General features: G+C 62.4%; 16 protein-coding genes. 5 read left to right on the top strand and 11 right to left on the bottom strand.

All coding sequences use genetic code 11. From position 1 onward, the window contains the following. Nucleotides 1–7: 7 nt before the first annotated feature. Together ilvN and JOH52_RS13395 are read right to left on the bottom strand one after the other, a co-directional pair. The gene (gene ilvN / locus JOH52_RS13400; protein WP_003534906.1) at nucleotides 8–580 is read right to left on the bottom strand and encodes an acetolactate synthase small subunit; all 573 of its coding nucleotides are present in this window, start codon (nucleotides 578–580) and stop codon (nucleotides 8–10) included. A gap of 22 nt (nucleotides 581–602) precedes the next feature. Further along, nucleotides 603–2,381: an acetolactate synthase 3 large subunit gene (locus tag JOH52_RS13395; RefSeq protein WP_010969708.1), complete on the bottom strand. Its 1,779-nt coding sequence runs from the start codon at nucleotides 2,379–2,381 to the stop codon at nucleotides 603–605. Nucleotides 2,382–2,728: 347 nt separating this feature from the next. On the opposite strand from JOH52_RS13395, the gene JOH52_RS13390 reads away from it, so the two are divergent. The 3 genes from JOH52_RS13390 to JOH52_RS13380 all read left to right on the top strand — a co-directional run bounded on the left by JOH52_RS13390 (nucleotide 2,729) and on the right by JOH52_RS13380 (nucleotide 5,716). Further along, nucleotides 2,729–4,765, top strand: coding sequence for an ATP-binding protein (locus tag JOH52_RS13390; protein ID WP_014526935.1), 2,037 nt, complete (start codon nucleotides 2,729–2,731; stop codon nucleotides 4,763–4,765). 112 nt (nucleotides 4,766–4,877) lie between these two features. Next, nucleotides 4,878–5,228: a hypothetical protein gene (locus JOH52_RS13385; RefSeq protein WP_003534912.1), complete on the top strand. Its 351-nt coding sequence runs from the start codon at nucleotides 4,878–4,880 to the stop codon at nucleotides 5,226–5,228. Nucleotides 5,229–5,275: 47 nt separating this feature from the next. Continuing rightward, nucleotides 5,276–5,716: a hypothetical protein gene (locus JOH52_RS13380; protein WP_010969710.1), complete on the top strand. Its 441-nt coding sequence runs from the start codon at nucleotides 5,276–5,278 to the stop codon at nucleotides 5,714–5,716. Nucleotides 5,717–5,824: 108 nt separating this feature from the next. Here the strand turns inward: JOH52_RS13380 and miaA are convergent, their stop codons facing one another. Continuing rightward, complete coding sequence (miaA, locus tag JOH52_RS13375) at nucleotides 5,825–6,736, bottom strand: tRNA (adenosine(37)-N6)-dimethylallyltransferase MiaA (protein ID WP_003534915.1); 912 nt, start codon at nucleotides 6,734–6,736, stop codon at nucleotides 5,825–5,827. Between miaA and serB the strand changes: the two genes are divergently transcribed. Both serB and JOH52_RS13365 read left to right on the top strand, forming a co-directional pair. After that, a complete protein-coding gene (gene serB, locus JOH52_RS13370; RefSeq protein ID WP_010969711.1) occupies nucleotides 6,735–7,622 on the top strand; it encodes a phosphoserine phosphatase SerB in 888 nt (295 codons plus the stop codon). The genes miaA and serB overlap by 2 nt on opposite strands. Beyond that, nucleotides 7,619–8,194 (top strand): GNAT family N-acetyltransferase, encoded by a 576-nt coding sequence (locus tag JOH52_RS13365; protein ID WP_010969712.1) that lies wholly within the window; start codon nucleotides 7,619–7,621, stop codon nucleotides 8,192–8,194. The genes serB and JOH52_RS13365 overlap by 4 nt, the downstream gene beginning before the upstream one ends. Before the next feature lie 31 nt (nucleotides 8,195–8,225). Here JOH52_RS13365 and JOH52_RS13360 read toward each other — a convergent pair whose 3' ends face one another. The 8 genes from JOH52_RS13360 to JOH52_RS13325 all read right to left on the bottom strand — a co-directional run bounded on the left by JOH52_RS13360 (nucleotide 8,226) and on the right by JOH52_RS13325 (nucleotide 14,761). Then, on the bottom strand, nucleotides 8,226–9,737 hold the full coding sequence (locus JOH52_RS13360) for a Do family serine endopeptidase (RefSeq protein WP_003534918.1): 1,512 nt from the start codon (nucleotides 9,735–9,737) through the stop codon (nucleotides 8,226–8,228). Between the two features lie 209 nt (nucleotides 9,738–9,946). Continuing rightward, nucleotides 9,947–10,333: an ACT domain-containing protein gene (locus JOH52_RS13355; RefSeq protein WP_003534920.1), complete on the bottom strand. Its 387-nt coding sequence runs from the start codon at nucleotides 10,331–10,333 to the stop codon at nucleotides 9,947–9,949. Nucleotides 10,334–10,338: 5 nt separating this feature from the next. Then, on the bottom strand, nucleotides 10,339–10,524 hold the full coding sequence (locus tag JOH52_RS13350) for a DUF2065 domain-containing protein (protein WP_003534922.1): 186 nt from the start codon (nucleotides 10,522–10,524) through the stop codon (nucleotides 10,339–10,341). Between the two features lie 7 nt (nucleotides 10,525–10,531). After that, nucleotides 10,532–11,464, bottom strand: a complete 933-nt coding sequence (hflC, locus tag JOH52_RS13345; RefSeq protein WP_003534924.1) for a protease modulator HflC — start codon at nucleotides 11,462–11,464, stop codon at nucleotides 10,532–10,534. After that, nucleotides 11,461–12,549: an FtsH protease activity modulator HflK gene (hflK, locus tag JOH52_RS13340; RefSeq protein WP_003534926.1), complete on the bottom strand. Its 1,089-nt coding sequence runs from the start codon at nucleotides 12,547–12,549 to the stop codon at nucleotides 11,461–11,463. The genes hflC and hflK overlap by 4 nt, the downstream gene beginning before the upstream one ends. A gap of 194 nt (nucleotides 12,550–12,743) precedes the next feature. After that, nucleotides 12,744–13,286, bottom strand: coding sequence for a dihydrofolate reductase (locus JOH52_RS13335; RefSeq protein WP_010969713.1), 543 nt, complete (start codon nucleotides 13,284–13,286; stop codon nucleotides 12,744–12,746). Between the two features lie 13 nt (nucleotides 13,287–13,299). Then, the gene (locus JOH52_RS13330; RefSeq protein WP_003534929.1) at nucleotides 13,300–13,905 is read right to left on the bottom strand and encodes a glutathione S-transferase; all 606 of its coding nucleotides are present in this window, start codon (nucleotides 13,903–13,905) and stop codon (nucleotides 13,300–13,302) included. 61 nt (nucleotides 13,906–13,966) lie between these two features. Then, nucleotides 13,967–14,761, bottom strand: a complete 795-nt coding sequence (locus JOH52_RS13325; RefSeq protein WP_010969714.1) for a thymidylate synthase — start codon at nucleotides 14,759–14,761, stop codon at nucleotides 13,967–13,969. Nucleotides 14,762–14,850 lie beyond the last annotated feature (89 nt).

The raw sequence follows: 14,850 nt of genomic DNA, 5'->3' as shown, positions 1-14,850 counted from the left end.
AGCTTCTTTACATCCCCTGGGGCCCGCGGTTCATCGCGGCGATGCCGGTGCGGCAGACTTCGATCAGCCCGAGCGGCTTCATGATGGCGATGAACTGCTCGATCTTGGAAGGCTTGCCGGTGATCTCGAAGACGAAGTGATCGATATTGGCGTCGATGACCGAGGCGCGGAAGGCGTCGGCGAGCCTGAGCGCCTCCACCCGATGTTCGCCCGAGCCGTGTACCTTGACGAGCGCCAGTTCACGCTCGATCGGCCGCTCATGGCCGAGGCCGGCGGCGCGGACCGTGAGATCCACGACCCGGTGCACCGGAACAAGGCGTTCGAGCTGGTTCTTGATCTGCTCGAGCACGTGCGGCGTGCCGCGGGTCACGATGGTGATGCGCGACAGATGAGCCTCGTGCTCCGTCTCGGAGACCGTCAGGCTCTCGATATTGTAGCCGCGACCGGAAAAAAGGCCGATGACGCGGGCGAGCACGCCCGGCTCGTTGTCGACCAGAACGGAAAGCGTGTGCGTTTCCGCAAGCTCCGTTTCCTTGGCGATGAAGTAGGCGGAGCCCGTCGGCTGAAGATGTGCATTCATTTTCCTGTTCCTACCCTTGTCCTCAAACGAGCTGGCGGCCCTTGGCATCGATGGCGTTGGCGACCACCTCGTCCGTGGCCTCGTCGGGGAGCAGCATTTCGTTATGCGCCTTGCCCGAAGGGATCATCGGGAAGCAGTTGGCGAGATTGGCGACGCGGCAGTCGAAGATGACCGGAGCCGGAGTGTCGATCATCTGCCGGATCGCATCGTCGAGCTCTCCCGGCTTTTCGCAACGGATGCCGACGCCGCCATAGGCCTCGGCGAGCTTGACGAAGTCAGGCATCGCCTCGGTGTAGGAATGCGACAGGCGGTTGCCGTGCAGGAGTTGCTGCCACTGCCGGACCATGCCCATATATTGGTTGTTCAGGATGAAGATCTTGACCGGCAGGCCGTACTGAACCGCACACGACATCTCCTGGATGCACATCTGGATCGAGGCGTCGCCGGCGATGTCGATGACGAGGCTCTCCGGATGCGCGACCTGGACGCCGACCGCGGCCGGGAATCCGTAGCCCATGGTCCCGAGGCCGCCCGAGGTCATCCAGCGGTTCGGCTCTTCGAAGCCGAAGAACTGCGCGGCCCACATCTGGTGCTGGCCGACCTCGGTGGTGATGTAGGTGTCGCGGTCCTTGGTGAGCTCGTATAGCCGCTGGATCGCATATTGCGGCATGATGACGTCGGCACTCGGCGTATAGGCCAGAGAGTTGCGCGCCCGCCACTTGGAGATCGACTTCCACCAGTCGCCAAGCCGCGTCTGGTCGACCGTCTTGGCCGCAGCCCGCCACAGGCGAATCATGTCCTCGAGAACAGCGGCGACATCGCCGATGATCGGAACGTCGACGCGGACGTTCTTATTGATCGAGGACGGGTCGATGTCGATGTGGATCTTCTTGGAGTTGGGCGAGAAGGCATTGAGCCGGCCGGTGATCCGGTCGTCGAAGCGCGCGCCGATGCAGATCATGACGTCGCAATCATGCATCGCCAGGTTGGCTTCGTAGGTCCCGTGCATCCCGAGCATGCCGAGCCAGTTTTTGCCGGAGGCAGGATAGGCGCCGAGGCCCATCAGGGTCGACGTGATCGGGAAGCCGGTGAGCTCGACCAGCTCGCGCAGGAAATGCGCGGCTTGCGGCCCGGAATTGATGACGCCGCCGCCCGAATAGATGACCGGCTGGCGCGCCGTTTTCATGAGCGCGACCGCCTCCTCGATCTTCTTCAGGTCCCCTTGGGTCTTCGGCTGGTAGCTCTTCTGCGTCGGAACGGCCGAAGGCGGCGTATAGGTGCCGGTTGCGAACTGGACGTCCTTCGGAATGTCGACGACGACCGGACCCGGACGGCCGGACTGAGCGACGCGGAAAGCCTCATGGATGACGCGGGCGAGCTCGTTGACGTCCCTGACCAGCCAGTTGTGCTTGGTACAGGGCCGCGTGATGCCGATCGTGTCGCATTCCTGGAAGGCGTCCGAACCGATCAGCGACGTCGGTACCTGCCCCGAGATGCAGACGAGCGGGATCGAGTCCATCAGCGCGTCCTGCAGCGGCGTGACCGCATTGGTCGCTCCCGGGCCGGAAGTCACCAGCATGACGCCGACCTTGCCGGTGGAGCGGGCATAACCTTCGGCCATGTGGCCGGCGCCCTGCTCGTGGCGGACGAGGATGTGCTGGATATCCTCCTGCTGGAAAATCTCGTCGTAGATCGGGAGCACGGCACCGCCGGGATAGCCGAAGATGTGTTCGACGCCATTGTCTTTCAAAGCCTGGAGAACGATCTCCGCGCCCGTCATCTGGTTCTCAGTTCCGCTCATTGGCCTGCTTCCGTCCCTCGTTCAGGTTTGGGTGAATAACGTGTTTGAAGGCATAAAAAAAGGCCCCGTCAGGAGCCTCGTTCAGCGCATGGGTGGCTACCGCCGGATGGTTACACCACCCTGCCCATGCGCCGTCCCACCACAAGAATAACCGCGAAATTTTTCATGGGGCGATTTGTTAAACGGAAATTCCCCATCCGTCAACGGCTTTGGCGTGACCTGATCGGCAAGGCTTGTGAGCAACCAGTTATTAAACCGCAGCCGCTATCCTGGGACCAGCAAGGAAACAGGCGCCGGATTTCGGTGCGCATCCTGCTGTGATTGGCGTTTTCGCCCGAGGTGCTGCGTTGCTCGAAAGTGGAAATCAATCGGCGCCTCGCGCCGCCGAGACGGATCGCCGCGATACGTTGAAGCCCGGCAATCGATTTCTCGGGCGGGTCGTCGCCTGCAACGGCTCGCGCGCCACGATCGCGGCGGTCGCCGAAAATGGCGAGACTTCGCTCACCGAGCTCTGGTCGGTCGGCAAACTGGTTTCGATTTCCGTCGGCACCAACCGTGTCGTCGCCCTCGTCTATTCGATGCAGACCATTTCCGAGGGTTGGGGCGAAGAGGTCAACAACACTTTCCGCATCGAAGTGGAATTGATGGGCGAGGTTCATGTCGGTCCGGATGGGCGGGAAGAGTTTTCCGCCGGCATCAGCCGCTATCCCTATCTCGGAGCGATTGCCCACCGCATCCGCGTGAGCGATCTCGCCCGCATCTACGACTCCGGTCAATCGGACAGTTGCGTCATCGGCAAGCTGACGCAGGACGAAAGCCTCGACGCCACCATCCATGTACCTTCCATGCTTTCCAAGCACTTTGCGATCGTCGGCACCACCGGCGTCGGCAAGTCGACCGCCGTGACACTGCTCCTGAACAAGGCGATCGCCGCCGACCCGAAGCTGCGTGTGCTGATCCTCGATCCGCACAACGAGTTCGCCGCCGCCTTTCCGGACCAGGCGGTGGTCATCGACACGGATACGCTCGACCTCCCCTTCTGGTTCTTCCGGCTCGAGGAGTTGGCCGAGGTCATCTTTCGTGGGCGCCCGCCGGTGCCGGACGAGCTCGATATCCTGCGCGACGTCATCGCGGACGCAAAAAAGGCGTTCAAGGGCGGCGAATCCGGCCTGATGCGGCGGCAGACGGAAAAGAGCTCGATCACCGCAGATACGCCCGTCCCGTACCGCATCGCCGACCTCCTGGCGCTGATCGATGAGCGCATCGGCCGGCTGGAGGGGCGCAACGACAAGCCGTACCTGCGCTCCCTCAAGGTCAGGATCGTCTCCGCAGTCAACGATCCGCGCTACCATTTCATGTTCTCGCAGAACACGATCACGGACACGATCGAGGACACGATTGCAAAGATCTTCCGCATTCCGGGCGACGGCAAGCCGATCGCCACCTTCGAGCTTGCCGGGATCCCTTCGGAAGTCGTCAATTCCCTCGCCTCCGTGCTCTGCCGCATGGCCTTCGAGATAGGCCTCTGGGGCAATGGCGCCATCCATATGCTGGTCGTTTGCGAAGAGGCGCACCGCTATGTGCCGGCCGATCCGTCGCTCGGCTTTGTGCCGACACGTCAGGCTATTGCACGGATCGCCAAGGAGGGTCGCAAATACGGAGTCTCGCTCGGCATCATCACCCAGCGGCCGGGCGAGCTCGATCCGACGATCCTGTCGCAATGCTCGACCGTCTTCGCCATGCGGCTCGCCAATGATCGCGACCAGGAAATCATCCGCTCGGCGATCGCCAATTCGTCGATCTCCACCACCAGCTTCATTTCGTCGATCGGCAACGGCGAGGCAATCGCCTTCGGCGAGGCGGTCGCAGTACCGATGCGCATGCGCTTTGCCCGCGTCGACGATGCGCGGTTGCCCCGCGCCCACGGCATCACCGACAAGGTTGACGACGACGCGCCGCCCCTCGCCGACCTCCGTTCGATCGTCAGCCGAATGCGTGCCGTGAACGGTCCCGACATATCGAGTTTCCAACAGAGCTATCTGGCGTCACAGACGAAGCAGGCGCCGGTGCTCGAGGACGACAACTGGAGCGGGAAAGACACCGGAACCGAGGTCGCGGACTCCCTTTCGCGACGATACCCCCCATTCGAGCCCTATAGCCCCGACATGCTTCCCCGCTCGTCCGAGCCGGGAAACCCGGAGATCGAACGCTTCAGCCGGATCCGCGAGCAGGTCCTGTCCGGAGAGGCGGAGAGGATATCGGGCCGACCCGCCAAGGCGCCCGGCCAATCGGATGCGGGCTTCGGCAAGCCGGCACCGCGTCACGAGGGGTCGCTTCGCGAAAGCCTGCTCAGACGACCACTCGGCAGCCTTATCCGCAAATGACGCAGAAGCGGACGGTACGGCGTGTCCTGGCAGCTGAACCTGCGCTGATTGCAATTTTGGATCCGGGGGCTCTTCTCAAGCGTTGAGGTGACGTCAAGGCGAGGAGACGACCATGGACGACAATGACGCATGGAGAAACGAGCGGCGGCTCTGGCTCGAGGGTTCCGATCCATATCGCGAATTGCTGGACGAAGACTGCATCATGGCATTCCCTGCGCCGGTCGGTCTGCTGCGCGGAAGATCGGTCATAATCCGAAGTCTCCAGGGAATTCCGCGGTGGGAGCATCTCACGATCAGCGAGAAGGTCATGAGCCGGATCGGCGAGAACTTTATCGTACTCGGCTATCTTGCGGAGGCGCGACGCGCGGAAGGCGGGCCTTATGCGGCCTGTTGCACCTCGACCTACCACGGCGTCGGAGCAGACTGGAAGCTCATTCAACACCAGCACACGCCGGTCGATTGACCTGCAGCACCGCAAGCCTCCGCCTCCGTTGCGCGGAGCGAATTGGGATGAAAATCATGGAAGAGATTTTGAGGCGCTTCTTCGAGCGCTACGAGAGCATGGCCAATCAGGTCCTTGCGGGGACGCTTCCGGTCGGAGATACGACCTCCGCCTTCGCCTCGGACTTTATCGCCGCCTCGCCGGCCGGAGTAATGACGGGGAAAAACGACGAAACCCTGACGGTTTCCATGGAAAAGGGCTACGCCCGCTATCGCGCGATCGGCACCAGGGAATTGAAGATCCGCAAAACCACTGTCACCCCGATCGATGCGCTGCATTTTCTCGTACAGGTCGATTGGCGCTCCGTCTTCGACGCGGAGGAGCAGCCGAATGTCACCATCGATTTCGAGGTCCATTACCTCGTTCAGCTGCGTGACGGGGAGCCGAAGATTTTCGGCTGGATCAGCGGCGACGAAGAGGCGGTATTGAAGGAACACGGCATCGACTGATGCCGCTTCAGACCGCAGCATAGGGACTACAATCTCTCTCCCCCGTCATCTCTGTGCTTGTGACAGGGATGAGGAGGTCAAACAGGTCGACCCGACCTAAATCGTGATCTAGCCCAAGGCATCCGGGTCCTCGATACGCTGCCAGGTCTCGTCAAGCTGGTTGCGAAACCAGGTCATCTGGCGCTTGGCATATTGCCGCGTCGCAGCCGCGCCGGCCTCGATCACCTGCTTTTCGCTCATCTCGCCTTTCAGCATCGCTGCGATCTGTGGGACGCCGATCGCCTTCATCACCGGCATCTCCGGAGGAAGGCGGAGCGCGAGAAGCGCGCGGACCTCCTCGACGGCGCCTCTCGCAAGCATCGTCTCGAAGCGCCGATCGATACGGCCATGAAGAACCGGCCGCTCCGGCAATACGACGATCTTCTGCGCTCGCGCCGGGTCGATGATCACCGGCCCACGGCTCTGCTGGTAAGATCCGATCGGCCTTCCCGTCGCCTCGATTATCTCCAGCGCGCGCACGATACGCTGCCCATCGCTGGGCCGCACGCGCCCCGCCGTCTCCGGATCGCGTGCGGAAAGTTCACCGTGGAGCGCCTCGGCCCCCTCCTCTGTCAGTCGGGTGCGCAAGCGCTTGCGGGTTTCGAGCGGAATCTCGGGCATATCCGAAAGCCCTCCCGTCAGCGCTTTGAAATAGAGGCCCGTGCCGCCGACGAAGACCGGCAGCCGCCCTTCTTTCCCCAGCCGCGCCACGAGCGCTTCCGCTTCGCGGAGCCACACGCCGGTGGAATAGGCCCGGCCTGGCGGGATATGACCGTAAAGGAAATGCTCGACGCCACCCATCTCGCTTTGATCCGGCCGCGCTGTCAGGACTTTCAGCGTCCCGTAAACCTGCATGCTATCCGCATTGATCACGACGCCGCCGTGCCTTTGCGCGAGCTTCACCGCGAGCGCGGACTTGCCGCTGGCGGTCGGCCCGGTTATCAGGATCGCGTCGATGTCTCTCGCAAGGTTTTGCATCATGGCTCTCGTTGCCACGCTTATCGCTAATCCGTCAAATCCCGTTCTGACGCCGGCACGCGCGGAAGCGGCGGCGGAAAGGCTCGATGCATCCGGGCTCTATTGGCTCGCGGACGGTATTGCCTGCGACATCGTATTGAGGGATGGCGCCGAGGCCGGCGAAGCGGAGGCTCGGCTGCGCCAGGCGGTCGCCGGCGCCGCGATCGACGTCGCCGTGCAGGATGCCGAAAGCCGCCGCAAGCGATTTCTGATCGCCGACATGGACTCCACCATGATCGGACAGGAATGCATCGACGAGCTGGCCGCGGAAGTCGGCTTGAAGGAAAAGGTCGCGGCAATCACCGCGCGCGCCATGAACGGCGAGATCGCTTTCGAGCCGGCACTCGTCGAAAGAGTGGCGCTTCTCCAGGGCTTGCCCGTTACCGTCGTCGCGGAGGTCATAGCCACGCGTATCACATTGACGCCGGGTGGCCGCGAACTGATCGCCACCATGAAGGCGAAGGGACATTACAGCGCCCTCGTCTCCGGCGGCTTCACCGTGTTCACCGGCCCCATCGCAGAGAAGCTCGGATTCGACGAAAACCGTGCCAACATTCTCGTTGAGGAGAACGGCAAGCTGACCGGCGACGTTGCCCGGCCGATCCTCGGCAAGCAGGCCAAGGTCGACGCACTCATCGACATTTCGGAACGGCTCGGCATCACGCCGGCGGACGTCATCGCCGTCGGCGACGGTGCCAACGATCTCGGAATGCTGCAGCTTGCCGGCACTGGGGTAGCGCTCCACGCCAAGCCCGTCGTTGCCGACCAGGCGAAGATCCGTATCGACCATGGCGACCTCACCGCCCTGCTCTATCTCCAGGGATACCGCAAGACGGATTTCGTGACGTGATCATCCTCGAGACCGGGCGGCTCAGGCTCCGCGCCTGGATCGAGACCGATCGCGAACTCTTTGCCGAGATCAACAGCGATCCCGCGGTCATGGAGTTCTTCCCGTTCCGCCGCACCCGCGCGGAGGCCGACGCGCTTTTCGACCGCAACAACCGCAACATCCGCGAAACCGGCTTCGGCTTCTTCGCGCTCGCGTTCCGTGAGAACGACGCGCCGATCGGCTTCTGCGGACTTGCACGCACCGACCTCGAACCGCACCTGCCCGACGGCACCGTCGAGATCGGCTGGCGCCTGGCTCTCCGCCATTGGGGAAAGGGCTACGTGACGGAGGCAGCGCGGGCGCTTCTCGATTATGGATTCAGCGAGAGGAAGCTCGGGGAGATCGTTGCCATCGCCGTTCCGGCCAACACTCGCTCCACCGCCGTGATGACGCGGATCGGCATGCGTCCTGATTCCAAGCGCGACTTCGATCATTCCGGCGTCCCGGACACGCATCCCCATCTCAGACGCCACGTGCTTTACGCAACAACCGCGGAAGAATGGCGGCGGGATGGCTCGGCCGCGAAGCGGTAGCACCCCGTCGCCACGGTCGGGAGCGCGAGCTCTATTCCATCCGCACCGTCACGAAGCGCAGTTCGCCGCTCTTGTTCGCGATCATCAGCAAGGCGTTGCGGCGCCCGTCGGCCTTCAGTTCGGTGACGCGTGAGGTGACATCCTCCGGCGTTTCCATTGCTTCCTGACCGAGTTCGACGATCACCTCGCCCGGCTCTACCCGACGCTCGGCCGCGGGCGAATTGGGCTGTACCTCGGTGATCACGACGCCTTTGACGCTTTCGGCGATGCCGAAACTCTGGCGACTGTCGGCGTCGAGCTCGGCAAGCTTCATTCCGAGCACCGTGTCACTCGCAGGCAGTTGCGCGGCCGGCGGCTCGCCGGGCTTCGCCTCACCGCCATTCGGCAGCACTTCCCCCGGTTTCGCATTGGCGAGCTGCTCGCCGTCCTCCAGCCGACCGAGCGTCACGCGAACGGTCTGTTCCTTGCCGTCGCGGATGATGACCACATCGACCGCCTTGCCGACCGGGCTCTCGCCGACAGTGCGCATGAGGTCGCGGATTTCCGCGATATCCGTTCCGTCGAAGCGGATGATGATGTCGCCCGGCTTGATCTCGCCCTTGGTGATCGGACCGCCTTCGATGATGCCCGAAACGAGCGCGCCGCGTGGCAGCTCCATCTTCAGGCTCTCGGCGATATCGTCCGTGACGGGCTGGATCCGTACACCGAGCCAGCCACGGCGGGTTTCGCCGAATTCCTTGAGTTGATTGACGACGTTCACCGCAAGCTCCGCCGGCACGGCAAAGCCGATACCGACCGACATGCCGGTCTGCGAAAGGATCGCCGTATTGATGCCGACGACCTCACCCTGCATGTTGAAGAGCGGACCGCCCGAATTGCCGCGGTTGATCGCCGCGTCGGTCTGGATGAAACTGTCGTAGGGTCCGGCATTGATATTGCGACCGCGTGCGGAGACGACACCCACGGACACGGATACGCCAAGGCCGAACGGATTGCCGACGACCATCACCCAATCGCCGATCCTGATCTTTCGCGAGTCGCCGAAGGAGACGGCCTTGAGCGGCTTCTTCGGTTCGACCTTCAGGAGGGCGAGGTCGGTTTTCGTATCCATGCCGACAAGCTTCGCCTTCAGTTTCGATCCATCGGAGAAGTTGATCTCGATATCGTCGGCATCCTGAATGACGTGGTTGTTGGTGACTATGTAGCCGGCCGGATCGATGATGAAGCCCGAACCGAGCGAGTTGACCGTGCGCGGCCGGCCGCCCTCGCCGCCCTGTCCCCTGAAAAACTCGTCGAAGAACTCCTGATGCGGCGATCCTTCCGGCACCTGCGGCATCGGCGCATTGTCGTCGTCGCTCTTGACGTTCTGCGAAATCGATATGTTGACGACGGCGTCGAGCAGTCCCTCGGCGAGATCGGCGACGGACGGCGGGCCGGCCGGAGGCCGGGACGTGGCCGTCTGGGCCAGCGTCGCATTGGTGAATATGAGTGCCGTCGCGGCCGCCAGCACCAGGCCGCGGAAGAATTCGGGTCGTTTCGACAAGTCGCTAGGCTCCTATCATTTCCCTTACGTAACGCCGGTCCCCGGCCGTCCGGCAAGGATGATGCATGAACATCGTTCGGCTGCAACGAACTACAGCGCAGCGCGACCTGATCGAGACGCGCAACACGCGAACCTTCTCTTGAAGATACGGCGGAATTCCGAAGCGTCCAAACACGATTTCCTGATCCGGGCAGCGAACCGGCGGCGCCTCAGATGGTTATTTCGTGTCCGTGCTCCTTCAGAGCCTCCACGGCCTGCTCGAGATTGGACCCCGCGACGAAGACGTAGTCGGTGCTGAAGGTCGAATTGGCGAAGACGCCGACACCTGCCTCCGAAAGCGGCCGCAGCACCGACGACAAAACGCCGGGCACGTCGAAACTGAAGTGCTGCTCGATGCGGAAGCAGCGCCAGCCGAGCGAACTCTGCACGCTCGATGGAACACGGGCGGCGCGACAGACGAGCGTCATTTCCTCGCGGGAACTGGAAACCGTCCAGAACCCCGGACCCGGCAGCCACTCGGGAATCGCGGATCCGACGTTCAGACGGGTAATGGCATATTCGGCATCGACCAGCCGGATGAGCAATTTATGTGGCATTCGCATTATCCTCGAAGCAACCATACAAGCCCGACGCCGACGGCCACCGAAGTCAATCCGGCCAATCGGAGCTGATGTTCAGGGACATACGGCAATCGCTTCGCCAGTTCCACCAAAACCAAAGGGGCCAGTGCGTACACCAGCCCCTCGATGATCAGGAAAAAAGCCAGACCGGTCAGAAAGTCGGACATCGTCCGCTCAATCTGCGGTGGTCGGCGCCGCCAGGCCCGGGCTCGGTGGCGTTTGATCCGCACCGTCCGCACTGTTGAAATAACGGAAGAATTCCGAATGCGGCGACAGCACGATGGTTGTGTCCGGGCTGCCGATCGACTGCGCATAGGCAGCCATCGACCGGTAGAACTCGAAGAAGCCCGGATCGCGCTGGAATGCGTCGGCAAATATCTGGGTCCGCTCCGCTTCGCCCTCACCGCGCAGGATTTCCGAATCACGCTGCGCTTCGGCAACGATCTCGACCACTTGACGATCGGCGATCGCGCGGCGTCGCTGGCCTTCCTCGTTGCCTCGGGCACGGATCAGTTCGGCTTCGGCCAGACGTTCCGCCTTCATCCGGTCGTAGGTCTGCTGCGAAACTTCCTGCGTCAGGTCCGTACGGCGGATGCGCACGTCCTCGATATTGAGGCCAAGCGACTCGGCATCCGCGCTGAGGTCCGTCCGGACCTCACGCATCATCGATGCGCGCTCGTCGGAAAGCGCCGCCTCGAACCCCCTCAGACCGTAGACCCTGCGCAGCGACGCATCGAGGCGCGTCCTAAGCCGCGACTCCGCAGATTCCCGGTCTCCGGAAACCGTCTGGCGGAAGCGGCGGGGGTCGGCGATCTTGTAGACGACGAATGCATCCACTTCGTAGAATTTGCCGCCGGAGACCTGCACCCGGATATTGTCGAGATCGAAACGGAGTGCCTGGTCTTCGACATACTGGACGCGGTCGGCGTCCATGAAGCCGAATGGAAGCTTGAAGTAGAGACCCGGCTCGCTCTTCACCTCCCGGATCTGACCGAAGCGAACGACGATCGCCTGCTGGCGCTCGTTCACGACGAAGACCGAGGAATAGACGACGAACAGGACGGCGGCGAGGACGATCAGGATTATTGAACTGCGATTGTTGATCATTGGTTTCCTCCCGACTGAACGGGCCTGCCGATTTCGTTGAGCGGCAGATAGGGCAGCACGCCCTGGCCGTTCTTCTCGTCCAGAATGACCTTCTTGGACTTGCCGAGAACGCCTTGCAGCGTTTCGATGTAAAGCCGCTTGCGCGTGACCTCCGGGGCCTTGGAATATTCGTCGTAGACCGAGATGAAGCGCTGAGCCTCACCCTGAGCTTCCTTGACGACGCGGTCCTTGTAGGCGGCCGCCTCTTCGCGGATCTGGGCGCCCTGGCCGCGGGCCCTGCCGAGCACCTGGTTGGCGTACTGGTTCGCCTCCTCGACGAAGCGGTCTTCGTCCTGTTCGGCGCGCTGCACTTCGTCGAAGGCATCGGCCACTTCACGCGGCGGTGCGGCATCCTCGATCGCAACGGTATTCACCGATATGCCGGCGCCGTAAGAATCCATCGTCGCCTGGATCGTGTTCTTCACGTCCGCGGCGATGGCCTGGCGGTTGTCGCGGAAGATGTCCTGGGCCGGACGGCGGCCGACGACCTCGCGCATCGCGCTTTCGGCAACCTGCTGCAGCGTGTCGGCCGGGTTCTCGACATTGAAGAGATAGGCCTTCGGATCGGTAACCGAGAACAGCACCGAGAACTGCACGTTGACGATGTTCTGATCGCCGCTGAGCATCAGGCCGGCATTCGACTGGCCCGTGCGGCCGCCGATATTCTGCTGCTGCTCCGTCACCTTGACGATCTCGACGGTTTCGAGCGGCCAGAAGTGATAGTGCAGGCCCGGCATGGAGATTTCTTCCTTCGGCTTGCCGAAGCGCATCTCGACGCCGCGTTCATCCGGCTGAACGGTATAGATGGAATTCAGCAGGACGAAGCCGAGGATCAACAGGCCGACGATCACGAAGATCCCGCCGTTGAAGCCTCCCGGAACCACGTTCTTCAACTGGTCCTGGCCGCGCCGGATGATCTCTTCCAGATCCGGCGGACCACCTCTCCCGCCGCGCGGCCGGTTGGGCCCCTGGCCCCATGGCCCCTGATTGCCGCCGCCGCCGCCCCACGGGCCGCCGCCGCCGCCATTCTGATTGCTCCAGGGCATCAAATCCTCACTTCCAAGAAACTCTGTCGCTGAACGCCCCGCAGGCATTGCGGCCGGTCACGATGTGAACCCGTTATAGGTATCATGTGCATTGCTTTCAACGCGATACGGCCGAGTTCACCGTAAATGCGTTAAAATTGTTCACCGCTGCGCCGCAGCGATAGGCAAGAGCATGGATAAGCGCCGAAGACCGCTCAGGCTCCCGCACCTTCCGGCGGCGGCGTGCGGCGGCGCCAGGTCACGAAATGCATTGCGTGACTGTCTTTCTCGCTGCGCGGAAGATCTTCCTCCATCACCTTCTCGAAAGTCGCCGGGTCGATAGAAGGGAAGCGCGTATCGCCATCCACCTCCGCCTGCACTTCGGTCACGTGCAGCACATCGGCCATGCCGATCGACTGACGGTAGATCTCGCCGCCGCCAATGATGCAAATCTCGTCGGCCCCGACCGCGGCCGCCCGCTCCCGCGCGATCGTGAGCGCCGTTTCAAGCGACGGCGCCACCTCCGCGCCGGGAGCCTCGAAATCGGGGTTGCGGCTGATGACGATGTTCGGCCTGCCGGGCAAGGGCCGCCCGAGCGAGGCCCAGGTCTTCCGTCCCATGACGACCGGCTTGCCGATCGTCAGCGCCTTGAAGCGCTTGAGATCGGTCGAAAGCCGCCAGGGCAGATCGCCCTCGCGGCCGATTATTCCATTCGCCGCGACAGCGACGACGAAAACGATCTTCGGTCGGGTCGTCATCTTCTGCTCCGCCTCAGTCATGAAAACCACTCGGCTTGTTGTCGATTTCGCGCGCGCGAACCAGCGCCGCCCGGTCCGTGACGACGCGAATATAGCGATCTATCACGTCGCTTTCCGGCAGGATCTTGCGCATCCACTGCAATGCGCTTGCAAGCAACAGATCGGCGGCGCTCATCGATTCACCAAGGAGATAGGTGTGCCGCGTAAGCGCGTCGATCACATGCGCACACATTTCGGTGTAAAGCCTCGCGAGCCCCGGATTGTTCACCGTCACTCCGGATATATGAGCGAGAGCGGTCGGCTCGATGACACCGGCATAGTAGGCGAGCCACGACAGATAGGCGCCGCGCTCGGGATGGCCCGGCGGCCGGCTCAGGCTGCAATCGGGATAGAGATCCGTCAGATATTGCACGACCGCGACCGACTCCCAGATCAATGTCCCGTCGTGGAGGAGTGCCGGCACCTGCTTGTGCGGATGCGGATTGTTCTCGTCCGGGCCGCCCGATCCGTCCCAACGGCGGATATCGACATAGCGGATCTCGTATTCGGCACCGAGCTCTTCGAGCAGCCAGATGATGCGCGATGAGCGCGACAAAGGCGCGTGGATCAGCGTCAGCATGGAAACCTCCCATTGGAGCACCACCGGGAACGCGAGAACCGGCTTTCACCGAGTGCTTTAGCTAGACCGCGACCGGCGCCTTGATATGTGAATCGGCTTCGTAGCCGACGAGCTCAAAGTCTTCGAATCTAAACGAAAATATATCCTTCACCGCCGGATTTATTTCCATTTTGGGCAGCGGCTTCGGCGTTCTCGTCAGCTGCAGCTGCGCCTGCTCGAAGTGGTTGCGGTAGATATGCGCGTCACCAAGCGTATGAACGAAATCGCCGGCTTCGAGCCCCGTCACCTGCGCCACCATCATCGTCAGCAGAGCGTAGGAAGCGATATTGAAGGGTACGCCGAGAAAGATATCGGCCGAGCGCTGGTAGAGCTGGCAGGAGAGCTTCCCGTCCGCCACGTAGAACTGGAACAGACAGTGGCATGGCGGCAGCGCCATTTCGTCCACAAGCGCCGGGTTCCAGGCCGAAACGATGTGGCGGCGGGAATTCGGATTGGTCTTCAGGCCTTCGACCAGCGCCGCGATCTGGTCGATATGTCGGCCATCGGGCGTCGGCCAGGAGCGCCATTGGTAGCCGTAGACCGGTCCGAGCTCGCCGTTTTCGTCCGCCCATTCGTCCCAGATGCTCACCCCGTTGTCCTTGAGATAGGCGACGTTCGTGTCGCCCCTGAGGAACCACAGAAGCTCGTGAATGATCGAACGCAGATGCAGCTTCTTGGTGGTCAGCACCGGGAAACCCTGCGACAGGTCGAAGCGCATCTGGTAGCCGAAAACCGAGCGCGTGCCCGTACCCGTACGGTCGCCCCGGTCGGTACCCGTTGTGATCACATGTTCGAGGAGATCGAGATATTGTCGCATGCTTTTCCGCCGACGATTCGTTCGTAGCTGCGAAAATAGAACGAACCGCCGCGCGAACCAATGGTGGAAAGGTGTTTTCCCGCGCTTCG

Origin of the sequence: Sinorhizobium meliloti (assembly GCF_017876815.1) — a bacterium.
GTDB classification, from domain to species: domain Bacteria; phylum Pseudomonadota; class Alphaproteobacteria; order Rhizobiales; family Rhizobiaceae; genus Sinorhizobium; species Sinorhizobium meliloti.
The sequence above is the reverse complement of the archived record's forward strand: the minus strand, read 5'-3'. Positions and strand labels throughout refer to the sequence as shown.